The sequence below is a fragment of the Streptomyces yokosukanensis genome (assembly GCF_001514035.1).
Taxonomy (GTDB): domain Bacteria; phylum Actinomycetota; class Actinomycetes; order Streptomycetales; family Streptomycetaceae; genus Streptomyces; species Streptomyces yokosukanensis.
In genome coordinates this window covers 19350-40983 of the sequence record NZ_KQ948219.1, presented here as the reverse complement: position 1 = coordinate 40983, position 21634 = coordinate 19350, and the positions used below count along the sequence as shown (strand labels likewise).

General features: G+C 72.3%; 15 protein-coding genes and 2 pseudogenes. 11 read left to right on the top strand and 6 right to left on the bottom strand.

The window, feature by feature from the left end; all coding sequences use genetic code 11:
* Together AQI95_RS30775 and AQI95_RS30770 are read right to left on the bottom strand one after the other, a co-directional pair.
* Window positions 1-789 (bottom strand): phosphatase, encoded by a 789-nt coding sequence (locus AQI95_RS30775; RefSeq protein ID WP_067131208.1) that lies wholly within the window; start codon window positions 787-789, stop codon window positions 1-3.
* 100 nt (window positions 790-889) lie between these two features.
* Window positions 890-2638 (bottom strand): PucR family transcriptional regulator, encoded by a 1749-nt coding sequence (locus tag AQI95_RS30770; protein WP_067131834.1) that lies wholly within the window; start codon window positions 2636-2638, stop codon window positions 890-892.
* Window positions 2639-2835: 197 nt separating this feature from the next.
* Here AQI95_RS30770 and AQI95_RS30765 point away from each other — a divergent pair, with 197 nt between their 5' ends.
* Genes AQI95_RS30765 through AQI95_RS30755 form a run of 3 tightly spaced genes read left to right on the top strand, consistent with a single transcriptional unit; the run spans window position 2836 to window position 7015 of the window.
* Window positions 2836-4296 carry a sodium:solute symporter family protein gene (locus tag AQI95_RS30765; RefSeq protein WP_067131206.1) on the top strand — a complete coding sequence of 487 codons (1461 nt, stop codon included), beginning with the start codon at window positions 2836-2838 and terminating at the stop codon, window positions 4294-4296.
* 56 nt (window positions 4297-4352) lie between these two features.
* Window positions 4353-5324, top strand: a complete 972-nt coding sequence (gene speB / locus AQI95_RS30760; protein WP_067131203.1) for an agmatinase — start codon at window positions 4353-4355, stop codon at window positions 5322-5324.
* A gap of 5 nt (window positions 5325-5329) precedes the next feature.
* Window positions 5330-7015 (top strand): thiamine pyrophosphate-binding protein, encoded by a 1686-nt coding sequence (locus AQI95_RS30755; protein ID WP_067131200.1) that lies wholly within the window; start codon window positions 5330-5332, stop codon window positions 7013-7015.
* Window positions 7016-7204: 189 nt separating this feature from the next.
* Here the strand turns inward: AQI95_RS30755 and AQI95_RS30750 are convergent, their stop codons facing one another.
* Both AQI95_RS30750 and AQI95_RS30745 read right to left on the bottom strand, forming a co-directional pair.
* A complete protein-coding gene (locus AQI95_RS30750; RefSeq protein WP_067131197.1) occupies window positions 7205-7408 on the bottom strand; it encodes a DUF397 domain-containing protein in 204 nt (67 codons plus the stop codon).
* Between the two features lie 8 nt (window positions 7409-7416).
* Window positions 7417-7677: pseudogene (locus tag AQI95_RS30745) on the bottom strand (Scr1 family TA system antitoxin-like transcriptional regulator); the annotation flags it as partial.
* 41 nt (window positions 7678-7718) lie between these two features.
* On the opposite strand from AQI95_RS30745, the gene AQI95_RS30740 reads away from it, so the two are divergent.
* Together AQI95_RS30740 and AQI95_RS45315 are read left to right on the top strand one after the other, a co-directional pair.
* Entirely contained in the window at window positions 7719-8129 is a 411-nt protein-coding gene (locus AQI95_RS30740; RefSeq protein WP_067131191.1) for an ATP-binding protein, read from the top strand.
* A 6-nt stretch (window positions 8130-8135) separates the two neighbouring features.
* Window positions 8136-8397: pseudogene (locus tag AQI95_RS45315) on the top strand (hypothetical protein); the annotation flags it as partial.
* Between the two features lie 91 nt (window positions 8398-8488).
* On the opposite strand, the gene AQI95_RS30735 reads toward AQI95_RS45315, so the two are convergent.
* Window positions 8489-10708 carry a mannosyltransferase YkcB-related protein gene (locus AQI95_RS30735; protein WP_067131188.1) on the bottom strand — a complete coding sequence of 740 codons (2220 nt, stop codon included), beginning with the start codon at window positions 10706-10708 and terminating at the stop codon, window positions 8489-8491.
* 150 nt (window positions 10709-10858) lie between these two features.
* On the opposite strand from AQI95_RS30735, the gene AQI95_RS30730 reads away from it, so the two are divergent.
* The 6 genes from AQI95_RS30730 to AQI95_RS30705 all read left to right on the top strand — a co-directional run bounded on the left by AQI95_RS30730 (window position 10859) and on the right by AQI95_RS30705 (window position 20080).
* Complete coding sequence (locus tag AQI95_RS30730) at window positions 10859-11791, top strand: serine hydrolase (protein ID WP_067131185.1); 933 nt, start codon at window positions 10859-10861, stop codon at window positions 11789-11791.
* Window positions 11792-11853: 62 nt separating this feature from the next.
* Window positions 11854-12918, top strand: a complete 1065-nt coding sequence (locus AQI95_RS30725; protein WP_067131831.1) for an esterase-like activity of phytase family protein — start codon at window positions 11854-11856, stop codon at window positions 12916-12918.
* Between the two features lie 91 nt (window positions 12919-13009).
* On the top strand, window positions 13010-16738 hold the full coding sequence (locus AQI95_RS30720; protein WP_067131182.1) for an ABC transporter ATP-binding protein: 3729 nt from the start codon (window positions 13010-13012) through the stop codon (window positions 16736-16738).
* An 89-nt stretch (window positions 16739-16827) separates the two neighbouring features.
* Complete coding sequence (locus AQI95_RS30715) at window positions 16828-17223, top strand: hypothetical protein (RefSeq protein WP_067131179.1); 396 nt, start codon at window positions 16828-16830, stop codon at window positions 17221-17223.
* A gap of 317 nt (window positions 17224-17540) precedes the next feature.
* Window positions 17541-19400 carry a glycoside hydrolase family 3 protein gene (locus AQI95_RS30710; RefSeq protein ID WP_067131176.1) on the top strand — a complete coding sequence of 620 codons (1860 nt, stop codon included), beginning with the start codon at window positions 17541-17543 and terminating at the stop codon, window positions 19398-19400.
* A gap of 89 nt (window positions 19401-19489) precedes the next feature.
* Window positions 19490-20080, top strand: a complete 591-nt coding sequence (locus AQI95_RS30705) for a hypothetical protein (RefSeq protein WP_067131173.1) — start codon at window positions 19490-19492, stop codon at window positions 20078-20080.
* A gap of 7 nt (window positions 20081-20087) precedes the next feature.
* Here AQI95_RS30705 and AQI95_RS30700 read toward each other — a convergent pair whose 3' ends face one another.
* Entirely contained in the window at window positions 20088-21506 is a 1419-nt protein-coding gene (locus AQI95_RS30700; protein ID WP_067131170.1) for a S28 family serine protease, read from the bottom strand.
* Between the last annotated feature and the right edge of the window lie 128 nt (window positions 21507-21634).

The following is a 21634-nucleotide window of genomic DNA, read 5'->3' as shown; positions in this document are numbered from 1 at the left end:
TCACAGCAGCCCGGACTCCGCCAGCAGATAGGCGGTCATGGGGTCGTAGTAGCGGGGGCTGACCACATGGTCGTCCAGCGGTACGACGACCTGCACGGTGCCCTCGGACTCGGCGAGGAACAGCGCCGGGTCGTTGCAGTCGGCGTACCCGAGCGAGTCCACGCCGTGCTGCCCGGCGTATCCGGCCCAGCCGTGGTCGGCGACCACCAGGTCCGGCAGCTGGCGCCCCTCGCGCTCAAGTCCCGTCAGAATGGCCCGCATCGGCTCCCCGGAGTGGGTGTGCCACAGCGTCGCCCCGTGCTCCAGCACCGCCACGTCCGCGAACTGCATGACATAGCCCTCGTCCGTCTGCAGTCCGTCCGGGATGACCACGATCTCGCAGCCGGCGGAGCGCAGCGCGGCGGCCGTGGCCCGGTGCACGTCCAGCAGGCCGCCCGGGTGGCCGGTCGCGAACAGCACCCGCTGCCGCCCCTCGGCCGCCTTGCGCAGCCGCGCCGCCATCCGCTCCAGCGCGTCCACGGTCAGCTCGGGGTCGATGGTGTCCTGCCCGTGCCGGTACCCGGGGTCGTCGTTGACCCCCACGCGCTCGGCCATCACCGCGAGCACGTCCTGCTCGTCCGTCCAGCGGTCGCCCAGCTCCAGGCCGAGCCAGAAGTTGCGGACACCGTTGGCCAGCTGGCGGTAGTGGGAGAGGTTGTTCTCGCGAGGCGTGGCGACGTCCCCCGCGATACGGGTCCTCACCAGATGGTCGAGGAGCTGGGCGCGGCTGGGTGTCCCGGATATCGGCATGCCTCCCATTGTGGGGCAGCGCGCCGCGGGCGTCCTCGGCATATCGATCGCTGGGACGGGGGTCACGCGCCACGGCCGGTGCAGGGCCGCGACGCGCCGGTCAGCCGTGCCGCAGGGCGAACCACAGCTCCATGCGCACGTCCGGATCGTCCAGGTCGGCGTCCAACAGGGCGGCGCAGCGGGCGATCCGCTGCCGCACGGTGTTGCGGTGCACGTCCAGCGCCACCGCCGTACGGTCCCAACTGCCGTGCAACGCCAGCCAGTTGCGCAGGGTCTCGGCCAGCTCGGGCCGGGCGGCCAGCGGGGCGAGCAGCGTACGGGCGTGTGCCTCGGCGTCGTCCCGTGCGACCAGGTCCGCGAGGCCGGGGCGGGCGCCGTGCCGGACGAGCGGGGTGCGGGTGGCGCGGGCCCGGGCCAGGGCGCGGGCCGCCTGGGCGTCGCCGGCCGCCCACTCGCGCGGCGCCACGTCGGCGCTCATCCCGAGCGTCCAGCCGGCCTGCGGCGGTGGCACCCGACCGCCCGGCACCAGCACCCGCACCACGTCATGGCCGAGGTCGACCAGCGGCGACCCGAGGGCGGCGCCGAGCGCCGAGGCGGCGACGGCGTCCGGAAGCTGCGCCTCGGGCCGGGCGTGCACCACGACCCAGCTGTCGTCCCCGAGCAGCGGAGCGACCTCCTCGGGCGGCGCGCCCAGCAGCAGCCGTACCAGCGCCGAGGACCGCGCCGCACCGGCTCCGCTGTGATGCTCCCCGGTCAGCAGCGACAGCAGCACCGCGGCGACGGAGGCGATGGTGTGGTCACCGGGTTCGCGACGCGCGGTGGCCACCCCGAGGACGAACCCCTCCCCGGAGCCGAGCGCGTACGCGGCGAGATGGGTGGCCCCGACGGCATCGGTGGCAGAGGCGGGAACCGGCCTCGCGGCAGCGGAGGCCCTGCCGGCGTTGGAAGCGGGCATCGACCGGGCGGAGGCGGAAACGGCGGCCGGAGCCGAGCGGTCTTCGGCCGGCTGCGGTCGTTCCGCGCTCCCCTCGCCCCCCGCGCTCCCCTCGCCCCCCGCGCTCCCCTCGCCCCCCGCGCTCCCCTCGCCCCCCGCGCTCCCCTCGCCCCCCGCGCTCCCCTCGCCGCCCTCGGCCCCGTCGCCCACGGCCGTGGTGGGCGGGAGGGCGGCCGGAGGTTCGGGGGTCGGTGTGGCGGTGGGGCGTACCACTGCCGTGAGGTCGGCCAGTGCGGTGCGGATCTCTTCGGACGGTTCCCGGCCCGCGCCGGCGAGGACCGTGCCGTCGGGGCCGTAGAGCACCGCGAGGCCGGACAGGTGCCGGGCCAGGCGGCGCAGCACCGACGGCACCGGGTCCGGGCGTGCGGCGGCGGAGGCGAGGCTCTGCTGGGCCTCCGTGACACGGCGCAGCTCGGCGAGGCGGGCCTGGGCCATCAGCTGCCACACCGCGCGGGCCACGCCGGAGAAGGTGGTCTGCGGCGGGACCTCCAGCAAGGGCAGGCCATGGGCGTCGCAGGCCGCGACCAGGGCGGGCGGAACCGTGTCGTGCACCGGGGCCACGCCGAAGCCGAGGGCCGCGCCGCCCGCCGCGACGATCCGGGAGACGTAGTCGTCGAAGTATGCGGCCAGTCTCGAATCCGCCGCCGGGACGTGCACCCCGGCCGTCAGCAGCAGCTCGCCGCCCAGCAGATACGGGTACGGGTCGGCCATCTCCGAGGTGTGCGCCCAGTGGATCACCACGGACGGGTCGTCCGGGCCCGCGATCCGGCGCAGGGCGAGATCCTCGCGGGCCAGCAGCGCCGACAGTGGTACGGGTGGGGTCGGTGGGACCGCTGGGGTGATCGACTCCGGCATGGTGTGCGTTCCCTCCACTCCGGCCCCGTTCCTATGGATGAAACGTACACTTCGCAGTCGCTTTCCGGCCACCTAATGTCAAGTCAGCACGGCAGCCGCGGGTACGGGCGGATGTCCCCGCGATCCGCTGCCGGCGCCCCTCACCCCCCATGCATCTGCACGACACGCCACCGACAGTGCGCGAAGGAGGGCCCCACATGGCCGTCGACTACACAGTGATCGTCCTGTATCTCGCCGGGATGCTGGCCATGGGCTGGTGGGGCATGCGCCGCGCCAAGTCGAAGAGCGAGTTCCTGGTGGCGGGCCGGCGCCTGGGGCCCGCCATGTACTCCGGCACCATGGCGGCGATCGTCCTCGGCGGCGCGTCCACCATCGGCGGCGTGGGACTGGGGTACCAGTACGGCCTGTCGGGCGCCTGGATGGTCTTCACCATCGGCCTCGGCCTGCTCGCCCTGTCCGTCTTCTTCTCCGCACGCATCGCCCGGCTGAAGGTCTACACCGTCTCCGAGATGCTGGACCTGCGCTACGGCGGCCGGGCCGGGGTCATCTCCGGCGTGGTCATGTGGGCGTACACGCTGATGCTGGCCGTCACCTCGACCATCGCCTACGCCACGATCTTCGACGTCCTCTTCGACATGAACCGGACGCTCGCGATCGTCATCGGCGGCTCGATCGTCGTCGCCTACTCCACCCTCGGCGGCATGTGGTCGATCACCCTGACCGACATGGTGCAGTTCGTGGTGAAGACCATCGGCGTGCTGCTCCTGCTCCTGCCCATCGCGGTCGTCAAGGCCGGCGGCTTCGGCGAGATGAAGGCCGAGCTGCCGACGTCGTACTTCGACCCGCTGGGCATCGGCGGCGAGACGATCTTCACCTACGTCCTGATCTACACGTTCGGCATGCTGATCGGGCAGGACATCTGGCAGCGGGTGTTCACCGCCCGCAGCGACAGGACCGCCCGGTGGGGCGGGACGGTGGCCGGAACCTACTGTCTGGCCTACGCCCTCGCCGGCGCGGTGATCGGCACGGCCGCCAAGGTGCTCTACCCCAAGCTCGGCAGCCCCGACGACGCCTTCGCCACCATCGTCAAGGACGAACTGCCCGTCGGCGTGCGCGGCCTGGTGCTCGCCGCCGCCCTCGCGGCCGTGATGTCCACCTCCTCCGGCGCCCTGATCGCCTGCGCCACCGTCGCCAACAACGACATCTGGTCGCGGCTGCGCGGTGTCGTACGGCGTGACGGCGATGATCATGACGAGGTCGCGGGCAACCGGGCGTTCATCCTGGTCATGGGCGTGGCCGTGATCGGCACGGCGATCGCGCTGAACAACGTGGTCGAGGCGCTGACCGTGGCGTACAACCTGCTGGTCGCCGGTCTGCTCGTGCCCATCCTCGGCGGCCTGCTGTGGAAGCGCGGCACCGGCCAGGGCGCGCTGGCCTCGGTGATCGTCGGCGGCCTCGCCGTGATCGGCCTGATGGCCGGTTACGGCATCCTCGCCAACGAGCCCGTCTACTACGGTCTGCTCGCCTCCCTCGCCGTCTACGTGGCCGTCTCCCTGGCCACGAAGCCCACCGACGAGGCCGTCCTCAGCACCTGGCGCGAGCGCCTCGCCGGACGGTCCGCCGAACTGAAGTCCGAACCGGTCCCGGCTCACCAGTAGAGTCGTAGGGAAAGCAGTACATGCGCGATGAAGCGCAGGAAAGAAGGCATTTCACCATGAGCAGCAACGAGACGCCCCGCGGCCCCGTCGACTCCTCCCGCATCCCGCGGTACGCCGGCCCCGCGACCTTCGCCCGGCTGCCCCGCCTGGACGAGGTCGGCACCGCCGATGTCGCCGTCGTGGGCGTGCCGTTCGACTCCGGCGTCTCGTACCGGCCGGGCGCCCGCTTCGGCGGCAACGCCATCCGCGAGGCGTCCCGGCTGCTGCGCCCGTACAACCCGGCGCAGGACGCCTCCCCCTTCGCCCTCGCCCAGGTCGCGGACGGCGGCGACATCGCCGTGAACCCGTTCAACATCAACGAGGCCGTCGACACCATCGAGGCCGCCGCCGACGAGCTGCTCGGCACCGGCGCCCGCCTGATGACCCTGGGCGGCGACCACACCATCGCCCTGCCGCTGCTGCGCTCGGTCGCCAAGAAGCACGGCCCGGTCGCCCTGCTCCACTTCGACGCCCACCTGGACACCTGGGACACCTACTTCGGCGCCGAGTACACCCACGGCACCCCGTTCCGCCGCGCCGTCGAGGAAGGCATCCTCGACACCGAGGCGCTCTCCCACGTGGGTACCCGCGGCCCGCTGTACGGCAAGCAGGACCTGACGGACGACGAGAAGATGGGCTTCGGCATCGTCACCTCCGCCGACATCTACCGCCGGGGCGCCGACGAGGTCGCCGACCAGCTGCGCCAGCGCATCGGCGACCGCCCGCTGTACATCTCCATCGACATCGACTGCCTCGACCCGGCGCACGCGCCCGGCACCGGCACGCCGGAGGCGGGCGGCATGACCTCCCGCGAGCTGCTGGAGATCCTGCGCGGCCTGGCCTCCTGCAACCTGGTCTCGGCCGACGTCGTCGAGGTGGCGCCCGCGTACGACCACGCCGAGATCACCTCGGTCGCCGCCTCCCACACGGCCTACGAACTGACCACCATCATGAGCCGCCAGATCGCGGCGGCCCGGAAGGACGCGTAAGCGCAGTGACTCACGACCACGACCTGGTACTCCGCCCGACGCAGGCGCAGATCACCGCGGCCCTCGACCCTCCCTCGGGGCGCAACGGCGGAGACCTGGTCGTGGAGACCCTGGCCGGGCTCGGCGCGACGACCGTCTTCGGCCTGCCCGGCCAGCACGCGCTCGGCATGTTCGACGCCCTGCGCCGCTCCTCCCTGCGCTACATCGGCCTGCGGGTGGAGAACAACGCGGGCTTCGCGGCGGACGCGTACGGCCGTGTCACCGGTGAGGCGGCCCCGCTGCTCCTGTCGACGGGTCCGGGCGCGCTGACCTCGCTGGCCGCGCTGCAGGAAGCCGCCGCCGCCTCCGCCCCGGTCCTCGCGATCGGCAGCCAGATCCCGACGGCGGGCCTGGGCGGCGGCCGCCACGGCTATCTGCACGAACTCCCCGACCAGTCCGCCTCGTTCCGGGGCGTGGTCAAGTCGGTGCACACGGTCCGCGCCGCCTCCCAGATCCCGTCCGCCGTCGCGGCGGCCTGGAAGTCGGCGCTGACGGCCCCGCACGGCCCGGTGTGGGTGGAGATCCCGCAGGACGTACTGCTCGCCGAGACCTCGCTGCCCGTCGTGACGGCGCTGGACGCGACCCCGGACGACCTGGTGCCGCGCCCCGAACTGACCGCGGTGGCGGCCGACCTGCTGTCGCGCGCGGCCCGCCCGGCGATCATCGCGGGTGGCGGAGTCGTCCGCTCGGACGCCTCGGGCAAGCTGAAGGCGCTGGCCGAGAAGCTGGGCGCCCCGGTCGTGACGACCTTCGGCGGCAAGGGCGCCTTCCCCTGGAACCACCCCCTCTCCCTCCAGTCCTGGCTGGAGGACCGCCACACCACGGACTTCCTCCAGGACGCGGACGTACTCCTGGTGGTCGGCTCCGGCCTCGGTGAACTCTCCTCGAACTACCACACGTTCAAGCCGCGCGGCCGCGTCATCCAGATCGAGGCCGACCTCGGCAAGCTGGAGTCCAACCACCCCGCGCTCGGCATCCACGCGGACGCCCGCCTCGCCCTGCAGGCCCTGCTGGAGACGGTTCAGGAGCGCACGGACGCCTCGGCGCCGCAGCGGGTGCGGGAGCTGCTGGAGAAGGTGGCGTCCCGCATCGCGTCCCAGGAACTGACCCTGGAGCAGGACGTGTTGGCCTCGGTCCGGCGCGCCCTGCCCGCCGGCTCCCCCTCCTTCTGGGACATGACGATCCTGGCGTACTGGGCGTGGTCGGCCTTCGACGCCCAGGGCCCCAACACCATGCACTCGGCCCAGGGCGCGGGCGGCCTCGGCTACGGCTTCCCGGCGGCCCTGGGCGCGGCGGCGGCCGACCCCACCCGCCCGGTGCTGGCGGTCTCGGGCGACGGCGGAGCCCTCTACTCCATCGCCGAGCTGGCGACGGCGCGCCAGTACGACCTCCCGGTCACCTGGCTGATCGTCGACGACGGCGGCTACGGCATCCTCCGCGAGTACATGACGGACGCGTTCGGCCAGGCCACCGCGACGGAACTGACCCGCCCGGACTACGTGGCCCTCGCCGAGTCCTTCGGCGTCCCGGGGGTGCGGACGACTCCGGAGTCCTTGGAGGCGGACCTGGCGAAGGCCCTCGCCGCACCGGGCCCGTCGGTGGTCGTACTCCCGGCGGTCCTGCGGATGTTCGCGCCGACGCACCTGGGCTAGGTGGTTCGCGAGCCGGTAGCCGTAACATCATCGGCCCGACCTCCATGGTGACGGCCACCGATCATCGCGCCCGAGCCGGAGTTCCAGGAGACGTGGACCCTGGAGTTCGTGAGGCCGCTCGGCGAGGAGTGGCGAGGAGCAGCCGGCGGCGTATGGAGCAACCCGGCCCGGGCGGCCGGGTCGCTCCGCTCAGCCGGGGGTGGGAGCCTGGCCCTCCTTCAGGGCTTCGACGAAGGGGGCGAAGGCGGCGGCCGGGAAGGTGAGGGTGGCTCGGGCCGGGGCCTTGGAGTCGCGGACGGCGATGTGGGTGGGGGTGTGCGCGATCTCCACGCATTCGTTGCCGTCGCCTTCGCCGGAGTAGGACGATTTTCGCCAGTTGCCGAAGGTGATCATGGGGTGCCTCACAGCTCCTTCGCCAGCTTGTGCATGAAGTTCCGCGAGCGGTCAGGCTCAAGCGATACGGCCTCCACCTTACGGAAGCGCGTGCGATAGCTGGCGAGTTGGGCTTCGGAGTCGATGAGGACCGAGCCGTGGGGTGCATCTCGTACCACCGTGTCCAGCTTGGGCAGGAGGCCGCCCATGTACGTCATCGTGCTGGAGGCTCTGGCGAAGCCGTCCAGGTCGAAGGGGACGACGCGCACGGTGATGTGATCCGCTTCGGAGCCTGCGCGAAATCCCCTCACCTCACCGGAGTTGATGACGCATGCCCGAAATCGAGTCCTGGGACTACACGCTCTACGTGCCCAACGACCTCAGAGCGGTGACGGTGTGCCGCCGCACCTTGCGCCTGATCCTGACCCTGCAGGGGGTGATCGGTGTCGCTGACACGGCGGAGCTGCTGGCGGCGGAGTTGGTCTCCAATGCCGTACGGCACACGAAGGGCCCGGCCGCGCTGAGGGTCCGCCGTACCCCGGAGGGCACGGTGTGGATCGGGGCGTGGGACAGCGACCCGGCGCCGCCGGATCCGCCGCGCCCGCTGGAGCAGGTGGGGGAGTCGGAGGAGGGGCGGGGGTTGGGGCTGGTGCGGGCCTGTGCGGAGTACTGGGGGTGGCGGCCGACGGCTCGGTTCGGGGACCGGGGGAAGTACGTGTGGTGCGAACTTGCGGCGGCGTAGGTCGTTGCCGACAGTGCCGCAGTCTTCGTGCAGTTCGTCGACTCGTGCCTGGCCGACCCCCAGGCGAAGCAGATGGGGAGGGACCCGATGACGGCGATCCAGTACTTCTGGCAGCACCGTTCTCCGCGTCCTGGAATGGCGTGGAATCCCGGTGCCCGACTCCGTCCGTGAGCGTGTGATGCCCTGCACGGATCTGGACCAGCTGGAGGTCTGGGCCCAGCGAGCCGTCCACGCCACCGACGCGGCGGAGCTGTTCGCCGAGGAGTGAGCCGAGGGCGGGCGCGGGGCCCCGCGGCGCGGCGCGCCAAGGCGGTGAAGCCTTGGTGCGCCGCGGTTCGTGAAGGGGCCGTACCGCTGCCTCAGCTCATGTCCGACGGGTCCAGGCGGTAGATCGTGGACGAAGACGACTTGGAGGACGTCGCGCTCGTGCTGTACGCACTCTCCTTCACCACCGTCCCGTGCTTCTTCACCCAGGCCGTGACCTGGGAGGACACACTGTTGGTGGAGCCGCCGGGGCCGCCGCCCATCATGCCGCCGCCCAGCTGGACGTAGTGCAGCTCGCCCTTCTTGACCAGCTCCTCCAGCTTGGCGACGGTCATCGCCCTGTCGGTGCCGGTGAAGCCCCACATGGAGATGACCGGCACCTTCGTGCTCAGCTCGATCGATGCCGCGCTCTGCGAGTTGGAGACCGCCAGCAGCCACGTGGCGCCGTCCCGGTGCTTCTTCAGGTACGCGATCAGTTCGCTGTTCGCGCCGCCCATGCCGCCGGGGCCACCGCCCGTACCGGCACCCGTACGGCCGCCGCCCGTGCGTCCCGACTCGCCGTTCGGGGCGCCGGTGCCGCCCGGGGCCGTGCCACCGGACGCGCCCTGGCCGCCGGGGAGTTCACCGTTCCGACCGCTGCCCGGGAAGCCGCCGCCCGGCCTGTTCCCACCAGGCGCCTCACCGGAAGCACCCCCGGGGAAGCCGCCGTCCGCCCCCGCGTTCCGCCCGCCGCCCGGCATCCCGCCGCCGCCCGGGAAGTCGCCCCGGCCGCCACCGAAACCGCCCCGGCCGCCGCCGAAGCCGCCGCCCGTCGAGGGGCCGGCCGTCGGGTTCACCCCGCTCATCCCGCCGCCCGAACCGGACGGCACCGACCAGGCGTACGCCGCCGGGCCTGCGAGCGCGGCGACGATCGCCGCCGCCACGGATGCCGCGAACAGCCGTACGCGGCCACCGGAGCGGAAGAGGAACAGGCCGGTGATCGCCGCCGCCATGACCACACCGACGGCCGGCCACAGCCAGGTGTTCCAGCCGGAGGCCCGGCGCAGCAGCACGATCGCCCAGAGCGCGGTGACGGCGAGAGCGGCCGGCAGGGCCCATGCCCAGCGCCTGTCGGTGCGGAACGCACGCAGCAGCAGCACGCCGCCGCCTCCGCACAGTGCCGCGATGCCGGGCGCGAGAGCGGTCGTGTAGTAGGGGTGCATCGTGCCCTCGGCGGTCGCGAAGGTCACGTAGTGCAGCACCGTCCAGCCGCCCCACAGGACGAGCGCGGCCCGGGTGGGGTCGGTGCGCGGGGCGCGGCCGCACAGGATCAGGCCGCACACGAGGGCCAGTGCCGAGAACGGGATCAGCCACGAGATCTGGCCGCCGAGGATGTCGTTGAACATCCGGCCGAGGCCCGCGGAACCGGAGAAGCCGCCCCCGCCGCCCGCGCCGCCGCCCCCGCCGTTGCCCTCGCCGCCGAAGATCCGGCCGAGGCCGTTGTAGCCCGTGATCAGGTTCCAGGCGGTGCCGTCCGTCGAGCCGCCGATGTACGGCCGTTCGGAGGCGGGGACCAGGGACACGGCGATCGCCCACCAGAAGCTGGAGACCGCGAGGACCACGCCGGCGATCAGCAGGTTCACGATCCGCTTCACGAGCCTTGGCCGCGCGGCGAGCAGGTAGGCCGCGAGGACGGCGGGCAGCGCGATGTACCCCGCCAGCATCTTCGTGTTGAAGGCGAGGCCGAAGCAGACCGCCGAGCCGAGCAGCGGCAGCAGCCGTCCGTCGCGGGTGGCGCGCAGGGCGAGCGCGGCGCCCCCGACCATCAGCAGGACGAGGATCGTGTCGGGGTTGTTGTCCCGGTTGATGGCCACCGTGATGGGGGTCAGCGCGAGGACGAGCGCGGCCACCGCGGCCGCGGCGTGCCCGAAGGACCGCTTCACGCAGGAGTGCAGGATCCAGATCGCGCCGAGCCCGGCCGCGACCTCCGGCACCATCATCTGCCAGGTGCCGAAGCCGAGGATGCGGCACGACAGACTCATGACCATGTCGGCGAACGGTGGTTTGTCGACGGTGAGGAAGTTCCCGGCGTCGAGCGAGCCGAAGAACCATGCCTTCCAGTTCTGTGTGCCGCTGTAGACGGCCGCGCTGTAGAAGCTGTTGAGGCTGTTGCCCGACAGGTTCCAGGTGTACAGCACGGCGGCCAGCAGCAGGATCGCGAGCAGAGCGGGCAGCGACCAGCGGGGCGCGGGCTCCGGCGGCACGGTGTCCGGTGCCGGCGGGCCGGGGACGGCCGCGGTCGTGGAGTGGGGGAGGGGATCGGTGGCAGATGTCACCAGTGCACCGTGCAGAGCGGCGATGGGTGGGGGCTGTGGTGCACCTGGGCGGAACCTGTGGGTCGGTGAGAGTCGGGTGAGCCGGCCGTGAACTCTCCCGGACGGGAACGTCGTACAACCATTCGGCCGCCTCCGTACGTCAACGATGGCATGGACTCCCGAATATCGAGACGTACCGGCGTGCGCGCCGCCGCCCTCGGCGCCGCACTGCTCGTACCGGCCGTCACCGTCACCGCCGCCGCCGCGCCGGCCGCCGCGGCCGCGCCCACCGTCAGCTGCACGTCCGCCGAGGCGGGCCTCGCCGGCAAGCTGCAGAAGGACATCACGGCCGCCCTCGCGGGCCGCAAGGGCACCGTCGCCATCGGCCTGTACGACCGTGCCACCGGCACCACCTGCACGCTGCGCGCCACCAGCTCCTACGACTCGGCCAGCACCGTCAAGGTCACCGTGCTCGCAACGCTGCTGTGGGACGCCAAGAAGCACAACCGGTATCTGACGGGCACGGAGACCAAGCTCGCCACAGCCATGATCACGAAGTCGGACAACGACGCGACCAGCAAGCTGTGGAAGCAGCTGGGCATGACGAAGATCAAGGGCTTCCTGTCCGCCGCCGGCATGACGAAGACCGTGCCGGGCACGGGCGGTTACTGGGGTCTGACCCAGGAGAACGTCACCGACGAGCAGAAGTTGCTCAAGCTCGTCACCGCCAGGAACGGCGTGCTCAGCGACAACTCCCGCGCCTACATCCTGAAGCTGATGGGCCAGGTCGTCCCCGATCAGCGCTGGGGCACCCCGGCCGGCGCGCCGTCCACCGTCTCCGTGCACGTGAAGAACGGCTGGCTGCAGCGCTCGACGCACGGCTGGCGCGTGCACAGCCTCGGCACCTTCGACGGCGCCGGTCGCGACTACATGATGTCGGTGCTCACGCAGGACAACAGCACCATGAACTACGGCGTCACGACCATCCAGAACGTCGCCAAGGCCATCCACAAGGACCTGGTGCCGACCACCTCCCGGACCGCGCTCTACACCCCGACCGGCAGGCCGAGCGAGGCCTTGGTCCCGGTGCCCTCGCAGGGCTGACGCGCGGGGCGGTTCACGAGGCGGACTCCCGCGGGACACCCGCCCGCCCTACGGTGACGGGCATGCGCCTGAGAACCGTACTCGCCACCCTCACCGCCGGCCTGGCGGCGGCCACCTCGCTGACCGCCGCCGGGCCGGCGAGCGCCAACCCCCCGCCCGGCCACGCCTGTTCGCGGTCCGTCCTTCTCGACCGCTTCTCCGACGTGCTCGACAAGACGACGTACGACGGCACGTTCGTCGGCAACTTCTCCGCGCTCGCCGTGGACCGGGACGGCTCGATCGCCGCACTGGAGGACCGCTCCTCCCTCTTCCGTCTGGACCCGAAGACCCTCCGGCCGAAGTCGGCCGTCCACCTCGCCGACGAGAAGGGCGCCGACCTCGACTCCGAGGGCCTGGTCGTCGACGTCCCGCGCGCCCGGCCCCGCTCGGGCGGGGGGACCTCCACCGGCACCCTGCTGATCACCTCCGAGACCGAGCCGTCGATCCGCCGCTACTCGCCCGACGGCAGGATCCTCGACCGGCTCCCGGTCCCGCCCGCCCTGCTGGTCGCCCCGGCCGGGCGCGCCACCGCCAACCAGACCTTCGAGGGCCTGACCCTGCTGCCCGGCGGGCGCACGCTCCTCGCGTCCATGGAGGAGCCGATCTCCGGCGACGCCAAGGACCTCGTCCGCTTCCAGACCTGGACCCGCACCAAGGGCGACCACTTCCGGCTCGGAGCGCAGTACGCCTACCGCATCGACGCCGGCCTCGGCGTCCCCGAGGTCCAGGCCACGCCCGACGGCCGCCTCCTCGTGCTGGAACGCGGCTTCACCGCCGGCGTCGGCAACACCGTCCGCCTCTACCTGGCCGACCTCCGCCACGCCACCGACACCAGCGGCATCGAGAACCTCACCGGTCAGCCCGGGGTGCGTCCGATCGAGAAGACCCTCCTGACCGACGTCGCCGCCTGCCCCTCCCTCGGCGCCACGGCGAAGCAGCCCCAGCCGAACCCCCTGCTGGACAACATCGAGGGCATGACGATCACGGGCCGCGACCGCACCGGCCGCCTGAAGGTCCTGCTGGTGAGCGACGACAACCAGAACGCGGCCCAGACGACGAGGTTCTACTACTTGCGGGTACGGGTCTGATCCGTCCCTCCGATTTGTTGCGGAGGGATGAAATCCGCTCACGTGTGCGTTGGTGCCTTCCGGCAGAGCAGTTCAACAGGGAGGCACCGGCGTGGCAGCGCAACGGGGATGGGCACGGAGACTGGCGGGGCACGCCTGGCGTCATCCCAGGGACGTGCTCCTCGCCCTCGGCTCCTCCCTCGTCGGCATGGCCGTCATGGCCGTCGTCCCGCTGATCACCAAGGTGATCATCGACGACGTGATCGGGAACCACACCCGCTCCATGACCCCCTGGGCCGGTGCCCTGGTCGGCGCGGCCCTCCTCGTCTACGTCCTCACCTACGTCCGCCGCTACTACGGCGGCCGGCTCGCCCTCGACGTCCAGCACGACCTGCGGACCGAGATGTACGGCACGATCACCCGCCTCGACGGCCGCCGCCAGGACGAGCTGTCCACCGGGCAGGTCGTCGGCCGGGCCACCAGCGACCTCCAGCTGATCCAGGGCCTGCTCTTCATGCTCCCGATGACCATCGGGAACCTGCTGCTCTTCCTGATGTCCCTGATGATCATGGCGTGGCTGTCGCTGCCGCTGACCCTGGTCGCCCTCGCCGTCGCGCCCGCGCTCGCCCTCATAGCCAAGCGCAGCCGCAGCAAGCTGCACCCCGCCACCTGGTACGCCCAGGCCCAGGCCGCCGCCGTGGCGGGCGTGGTCGACGGCGCCGTGAGCGGCGTCCGTGTGGTGAAGGGCTTCGGGCAGGAGGAGCAGGAGACCGGCAAGCTCAGGGAGGTCGGCCGCAGGCTCTTCGCCGGGCGGCTGCGCACCATACGCCTGAACAGCAAGTACACCCCAGCCCTGCAGGCCGTCCCGGCTCTCGGCCAGGTCGCCATGCTGGCGCTCGGCGGCTGGCTGGCGGTGCGCGGGCACATCACGCTCGGCACGTTCGTCGCCTTCTCCAGCTATCTCGCCCAGCTGGTCGGCCCGGTGCGGATGCTCGCGATGGTCCTCACGGTCGGCCAGCAGGCACGGGCCGGCACCGAGCGCGTCCTGGAACTGATCGACACCGAGCCGACGCTGCACGAGGGCACCAAGACCCTCCCGGCCGACGCGCCCGCGACCGTCGAGTTCGACGACGTGTCCTTCGGCTACGACCACGAGCGCCCGGTCCTCGAAGGGCTCACCTTCGAGATACGCTCCGGCGAGACCCTCGCCGTCGTCGGCTCCTCCGGCTCCGGCAAGTCCACCCTCTCGCTGCTGCTCCCGCGCTTCTACGACGTCACCCACGGCGCCGTCCTGATCGGCGGCCACGATGTGCGCGAGCTGACCCTTCAGTCGCTCAGGGCCGCGATCGGGCTCGTCCCCGAGGACTCCTTCCTCTTCTCGGACACCATCCGCGCCAACATCGCCTACGGCCGCCCGGACGCCACCGAGGAGGAGATCGGGGCCGCCGCCCGCGCCGCCCAGGCGGATCGTTTCATCAGGGAACTCCCCGAGGGATACGACACCAAGGTCGGCGAGCAGGGCCTGACCCTCTCCGGCGGCCAGCGCCAGCGCGTCGCCCTCGCCCGCGCCCTGCTCACCGACCCGAGGCTGCTCGTCCTGGACGACGCCACCTCGGCCGTGGACGCCCGGGTGGAGCACGAGATCCACGAAGCCCTGAAGCAGGTGATGCAGGGCCGTACGACCCTCCTCATCGCGCACCGCCGCTCCACCCTGAACCTCGCCGACCGCATCGCCGTCCTCGACGGCGGCCGGCTCGCCGACCTCGGCACCCACGAGGAACTCCAGCAGCGCTCGGCGCTGTACCGGCGGCTGCTGACCGACCCGGACGAGCTGGGCGGGATCTCCCCGGGCCACGCCGAGCCCGCGGCGCCGGCCGAGGACACCTCCGTCCGCGAGGAACTGGACGCCGAGTTCGACGCCGAGCGGGGCGTGACCCCGAGGCTGTGGACCGGCGACCGGGAGCCCAAGGACCAGGCGCTCTCCGGCACCCCGGCCACCCCGGAGCTGCTCGCCCAGGTGGACGCGCTGCCCCCGGCCACCGAGACCCCGGACATCGACGAGGCCGCGGCCGTCCGGCGCGAGGACTCCTACGGTCTGCGCCGCCTGCTGCGCGGCTTCGGCCCGCCCCTCCTGCTCAGCCTGCTGCTGGTCGCCGTGGACGCGGGCGCGGGCCTGCTGCTGCCGGTGCTGATCCGGCACGGCATCGACGCGGGCGTGACGAAGCTGGCCCTCGGCGCGGTCTGGGCGGCCTCGCTGCTCGGCCTGCTGACCGTGCTGGTGCAGTGGGCCGCGCAGATCGGCGAGACCCGGATGACCGGCCGTACCGGCGAGCGGGTCCTCTACTCCCTGCGGCTGAAGATCTTCGCCCAGCTGCAGCGGCTCGGCCTCGACTACTACGAGCGCGAGCTGACCGGCCGGATCATGACGCGGATGACGACGGACGTCGACGCGCTGTCCACGTTCCTGCAGACCGGTCTCGTCACCGCGTTCGTCTCGGTCGTCACCTTCTTCGGCATCATGGTCGCCCTGCTGGTGATCGACATCCAGCTCGCCCTCGTCGTCTTCGCGACGCTGCCCCCGCTGATCGTCGGGACCTTCTTCTTCCGCCGGGCGAGCGTGAAGGCGTACGAACTCGCCCGCGAACGCGTCTCGACGGTCAACGCCGACCTTCAGGAATCGGTCGCCGGGCTGCGGATCCTGCAGGCCTTCCGGCGCGAGCAGGACGGCGGGCGGCGGTTCGCCGAGCGCAGCGACAGCTACCGGCGGGCCCGGATCCGCGGCCAGTGGCTGATATCCGTCTACTTCCCGTTCGTGCAGCTCCTGTCGTCCGTCGCGGCGGCCTCCGTGCTGATCGCGGGCGCGCATCGGGTGGAGGCGGCGACCCTCACCACGGGCGCCCTGGTCGCCTACCTCCTCTACATCGACCTGTTCTTCGCCCCGGTCCAGCAGCTGTCCCAGGTCTTCGACGGCTACCAGCAGGCGACCGTCTCCCTCGGCCGCATCCAGGAGCTGCTGCGCGAGCCGACGTCCACGAAGTCCGCGCAGGAGCCGCTGGAGGTGCTGTCCCTGCGCGGGGACATCGCCTTCGAGGACGTGCGCTTCGCGTACGGGGCCGCCGACGAGGCCGACGCGGCCCTCGCCGGCGTCGACCTGACGATCCCCGCCGGGCAGACGGTGGCCTTCGTCGGCGAGACGGGCGCCGGCAAGTCCACGCTCGTCAAGCTGGTGGCCCGGTTCTACGACCCCACCGGCGGCCGGGTCACGGTCGACGGCACGGATCTGCGCGCCCTGGACCTGACCTCCTACCGGCACCGCCTCGGGGTCGTCCCGCAGGAGGCCTACCTCTTCCCGGGCACGATCCGGGACGCCATCGCCTACGGCCGTCCGGGCGCCACCGACGCCGAGGTGGAGGCGGCGGCACGGGCGGTCGGCGCCCACGAGATGATCGCCACCCTCGACGGCGGCTATCTGCACGAGGTCGCCGAGCGCGGCCGGAACCTCTCGGCCGGTCAGCGCCAGCTGATCGCGCTCGCCCGCGCCGAACTGGTCGACCCCGACGTCCTGCTCCTCGACGAGGCCACGGCCGCCCTGGACCTGGCCACGGAGGCCCAGGTCAACCAGGCCACCGACCGCCTGGCGGGCCGCCGTACAACCCTGGTGGTCGCCCACCGCCTCACCACGGCGGCCCGCGCGGACCGGGTGGTCGTGATGGACCACGGCCGGGTCGCGGAGGACGGCACCCACGACGAACTCCTCGCCCGCGACGGCCGGTACGCCGAACTGTGGCGCACCTTCGTCGGCCGCCCCGAACCGGAGGAGCCGGTCACCGCGTCCCGCTGACGGCCGTGCAACCATCCGACATACGTCGTGCGTCCGTACATCCGTACGGCCATCGGGGGAGCACGATTGCGGGGACGGGGAGGACAACAGTGGACAGTGGTGGGATGCGCCGGCGTCTGGCGCTCGGTGCGGCCGTACTGGCCGCGACGGGGATGCTCGGGTTCGTGACCGCCGGCACCGCGCAGGCGGGCACGCCCCGCAGCTGCGCCGGGCGCGAGGTGCGGACCCTGTCGTTCAGCGCGGGTGTCACACACGTCTACAAGCAGGACGGCTACGTCTGCGCCACGACCGTCGCCCGGCACCCGGGACGCGCCCAGACGATCTCCGTCAGCGTGCAGGCCCGCGGTGGCCGGCCGGTCGTCGACAAGGGCAGCTATGTGCACCACGCGGGCCCGATCACCGTCCACGCCGGTCACCGCTGCGTGTGGATCAAGGGATCGGTGGGGGACGGACCGGGCGTCGACACGGGCTGGATCCTCTGCTGACGGCCGTGTGAAGGCGGCGGAGCGCCGGACGGCCCGGCCAGGGGGAACCCGGAGCGCCCCGGGGCCGTCCAACGCGCGGGCTGCCGGACCGTTCCTCCGTGCCGTGGTGTCGGCCCCTCGCGCCTGGCCGCGAACGCCGACCCACCCTCTTCGCCGCGGCACGGCCGACAGCCCGCCGTCACCGGCGCGCCCCCTCCAATGCGTCGGTGGCGGCCCCCCGGTGGTTACTGTGCATTCCCTTGACGGAAAGAAACTTCCCGGATATTGGTGACTCCTCGGAAGTTTCCTTCAGCGGTTCTCCTCTGGAAGGAGCGCACGTGCACGACACCAGCACGGGAAGCACGGGAAACACCGCACGGCCGTCCAGACGCGCCGTCATCGCCGCCACCGCGGGCCTCACCGCCGCACTGACCGTACCGACCACCGCCCACGCCGCCGCACCCCCCGACCCCCGCCGGCTGCGCGCCCTCGTCTCCCGGATGACGCTTCAGGAGAAGGTCGGCCAGCTCTTCGTGATGCGGGTCTACGGCCACTCCGCCACCGCCCCCGACCAGGCCGACATCGATGCCAACCTCAAGGAGCTGGGCGTCCGCACGGCCGCCGAGCTGATCGCGAAGTACCGCGTCGGCGGCATCATCTACTTCACCTGGGCGCACAACACCCGTGATCCGCACCAGATCGCGGACCTCTCCGACGGCATCCAGCGGGCTTCCCTGGACCAGCCGCGCGGTCTGCCCGTGCTGATCGCCACCGACCAGGAGCACGGCGCGGTCTGCCGGGTCGGCAAGCCCGCCACCTTGTTCCCCGGCGCCATGGCCGTCGGCGCCGGCGGCTCCCGCGCCGACGCGCACGCGCTCGGCCGGATCTCCGGCGCCGAACTGCGCGCGATGGGCATCAACCAGGACTACTCCCCGGACGCCGACGTCAACGTCAACCCGGCCAACCCCATCATCGGCGTACGGTCGTTCGGCGCCGATCCGGACGCGGTCGGCGCCCTGGTGGCCGCCGAGGTGAAGGGCTATCAGGCGTCCCGGGTCGCGGCGACCGCCAAGCACTTTCCGGGCCACGGCGACACCGCCGTCGACAGCCACACCGGCTTCCCGGTCATCACCCACAGCCGCGAGCTGTGGGAGAAGCTGGACGCCGTGCCCTTCCGGGCGGCGATCGCGGCGGGCATCGACTCGATCATGACCGCCCACATCCAGTTCCCGGCCCTGGACGACTCCGGCGACCCGGCCACCCTCTCGCCCGCCATCCTCAGCGGCATCCTGCGCGGCGAACTCGGCTACGACGGGGTCGTGATCACCGACTCCCTCGGCATGGAGGGCGTGCGCACCAAGTACGGCGACGACCGCGTGCCGGTGCTCGCGCTGAAGGCCGGCGTCGACCAGCTGCTCAACCCGCCGTCGATCGACGTGGCCTGGCACGCCGTGCTGAAGGCCGTACAGGACGGTGAACTGACCGAGTCCCGCCTGGACGAATCGATCCTGCGCATCCTGCGACTGAAGGCACGGCTCGGGCTCTTCGACCACCGGCGCACCGGCCGGGCGGCCATCGAGCGCACGGTGGGCACCAAGGCGCACCTGGCCGCCGCCGACCGGATCGCCGAGCGCACCACGACCCTGCTGGTCAACGAGGACCGCACGCTCCCCTTCGACCCCCGGACCGAGTGCCGGATCCTGGTCGTCGGCGCGGACCCCGACTCCCCCTCCGGCACCACCGGTCCGCCCACCGGCGTGCTGGCCGCCGCCCTCACCGAACTGGGCTTCTCCGCCACCGCCCGGTCCACGGGCACCTCGCCCTCCGACGCGACGATCGCCGAGGCGGTCACGGCCGCGCAGGACGCGGACGCGGTGGTCGTGGCGACGTACGACGTGACGGCGGGCAACGCGCAGCGCACGCTGGTGGCGCACCTGCTCGCCACGGGCAGGCCGCTCGCCGCCCTCGCCGTCCGCAACCCCTACGACGTCGCCCAGTTCCCTTCCGTCAAGGCGTGCCTGACGTCCTACGGCTGGACGGACGTCGAAGTGCGCGCCGCCGCACGGGTGATCGCGGGACGCGTCGCGCCGCGCGGCACGCTGCCGGTGCCGGTGCAGCGGGCCGACGACCCCACGCAGGTGCTGTACCCGATCGGACACGGACTGACGTACCAGCCGTACGCCGCACACCCGGCGTAATACCCCCAACAGGCGGAAACCCTCCCGCATGTCTGGCGTGGCCGCAGGGCCGAGGGCCACGCTGGACCGGGGTGTCAGGGGGGATCGCGATGCGTGGGAAAGGTGCCGTCGGGGCCGTGTGCCTCATGTGCCTGCTGCCGGCCGCCCTGCTCACCGGCTGCCGCGGCCAGTCGGGCGCCCCCGTCGGCGACGCCCGCCCCACCCCCGCCACGACCGGCGGCTACGGCGCCGAGTTCCTCGCGGTCGGCGAGTGCAGTTCCTTCGGCGCGACCAGCTTCACCGAGGTGCCCTGCGCGAGCGAGCGGGCCGCGGCCAAGGTCGTCGCCCGCTACGACGGTGCGGCCACCGACGGCCCCCTGTGCCCGGCGACCACCGACTTCGTGCTGCACATCGGCGCCCAGGCCGCCATCTCCCCGGGGTACGCCTGCATGCGCGACCTGGAGCCCCCGCACCCGGGCGACCCCGGGGGCGGAGGCGGCCCGCGCACGATCCCGGGCGACTGCGTGTACACCTCCGGCGCGGGGGAGGTCCGCGAGACGCGCTGCGACGGCTCGGCCGAGCACCGGCCGCAGTACCGGATCACCGAGGCGGCGTCGACGCGGGGGGAGTGCCCCGCGTCGACGACGCTCTACGTCCACCTGGACGGGGCCCTGCCGGTGGGCTGCGCCAGGCGGCTCTGAGGCCCCTCTACGGCCGCAGCGCGGGCTCGCGCTCGGTGTCCCGGCCGTCCAGCCCGGCGTCGAACCGGGCCAGCGGCTCGGCCCGCGCGACGCCGGCCGACGACACCCCCGCCCACCGCAGGATGCGCTCCGTGGCGAGGGTCTTCTCGTCCGGCACCAGGCTCGCCACGTTCGCGCCGTGGTTCATGCCGGGCGCGGTGAAGACGTAGGAGTCACGGGCGCCCGTGCCGAGCCGGAACCGTTCCGAACCCCAGGGGTCGTTCTGGCCGTACACGAACAGCATGTGCGCGGCGCGGTGCCGTACCCATGTGTCCACGTCCCGCATCGCCCCCGGCCGGAAGCGCATCGGGATGGAGCGCGGCACGAAGTTGCGCGGCGGCTGATAGCCGTACCGGATCAACCCCCGCTCGATGGAGGGGAAGTGGATGGTCGGCGAGCCCAGCTGGGTACCCGCCTGGTAGTAGTACGGGGTGTACTGCGCGAGGCCCTGGTCGGTGTAGGCCTCGAAGCCGGAGACGGTGTCGACCGACTTCCAGATGTCGTCGTCGCTCGCGGTGGCCGCGTCCGCCGGGACGGTGTCGCAGTCCTTCAGCAGGCTGTACTGCCAAAAGCTCCACACGTAGTCGAGGACGACCGCCTCGTACGCCCTGTCCAGGTCGCCGGCGGTGTCGAAGGTGTAGCCGTTGTCGGTGGCGTACTGCGCATACCGCTGCTCCAGCGGCTCGCGGCGCACCAGGGCCTCCCGCTGGACGGCGTTCAGCCGGTCCCGGCACTCCTTGGTGCCGACGGTCGTGAAGAAGCGGTCGTAGGCCGAGTCCTCGTCGTTGACGACGTCGTCGGGGGCGACGTAGGCGACCACGCCGTCCATGTCGCGCGGATAGAAGCGCTCGTAGTACGTCGCCGTCATGCCGCCCTTGGAGCCGCCGGTGGCGATCCAGTGGCCGCCGTAGATCGGCTTCAGGGCCTGGAACACCCGGTGCTGGTCGCTCGCCGCCTGCCAGATGTCGAGCTTGGACCAGTCGGCAGGTTCGGGGCGGGACGGGGTGAAGAAGCGGTACTCCAGGGAGACCTGGTTGCCGTCCACGATCCGGGTGGGCTCGCTGCGCGCCGGGGTCGTGGAGACGTTGTAGCCGCTGGTGTAGAAGACCGTCGGACGGCTGGTGTCCTTGTGCAGCACGGTGATCCGCTGCTGGAAGGTGCCGCGGTCCGGGTGGCGGTGGTCGACCGGCTGGGTGTAGTCAAGGACGAAGTAGCGATAGCCGGGATACGGCTTCTCCTGGATCAGGCTCATGCCCGGTATGGACAGCAGCCGGTCCTTGATGTCGGTGGGCTCGGCCCGGGCGGCGGTGGCCGCTCCCGCCGCCGTGCCGCTCAGCGTGCCGATCAGCACGGCGAGCGCCAGCAGCCATCTGAGCGCCTTGCGCATGCACACTCTCCCCTGTGAGACAGATGTGCGCCGGAAGCTATCGGAGCAACTGATCTCACACCAGAGGGAGTTGTCGGCCGGCCGGCGCGACGGGGGGCGTACGCCCCGCCGTCGGCGCCGGATCCCGC

Excerpts from the sequence above, each read along its gene's own strand:
- AQI95_RS30705 (WP_067131173.1), top strand. The coding sequence starts at position 19,490 with ATGCGTGGGAAAGGTGCCGTCGGGGCCGTGTGCCTCATGTGCCTGCTG.
- AQI95_RS30700 (WP_067131170.1), bottom strand. The coding sequence starts at position 21,506 with ATGCGCAAGGCGCTCAGATGGCTGCTGGCGCTCGCCGTGCTGATCGGC.
- AQI95_RS30740 (WP_067131191.1), top strand. The coding sequence starts at position 7,719 with ATGCCCGAAATCGAGTCCTGGGACTACACGCTCTACGTGCCCAACGAC.
- speB (WP_067131203.1), top strand. The coding sequence starts at position 4,353 with ATGAGCAGCAACGAGACGCCCCGCGGCCCCGTCGACTCCTCCCGCATC.
- AQI95_RS30730 (WP_067131185.1), top strand. The coding sequence starts at position 10,859 with ATGGACTCCCGAATATCGAGACGTACCGGCGTGCGCGCCGCCGCCCTC.
- AQI95_RS30770 (WP_067131834.1), bottom strand. The coding sequence starts at position 2,638 with ATGCCGGAGTCGATCACCCCAGCGGTCCCACCGACCCCACCCGTACCA.
- AQI95_RS30725 (WP_067131831.1), top strand. The coding sequence starts at position 11,854 with ATGCGCCTGAGAACCGTACTCGCCACCCTCACCGCCGGCCTGGCGGCG.
- AQI95_RS30775 (WP_067131208.1), bottom strand. The coding sequence starts at position 789 with ATGCCGATATCCGGGACACCCAGCCGCGCCCAGCTCCTCGACCATCTG.
- AQI95_RS30765 (WP_067131206.1), top strand. The coding sequence starts at position 2,836 with ATGGCCGTCGACTACACAGTGATCGTCCTGTATCTCGCCGGGATGCTG.
- AQI95_RS30750 (WP_067131197.1), bottom strand. The coding sequence starts at position 7,408 with ATGATCACCTTCGGCAACTGGCGAAAATCGTCCTACTCCGGCGAAGGC.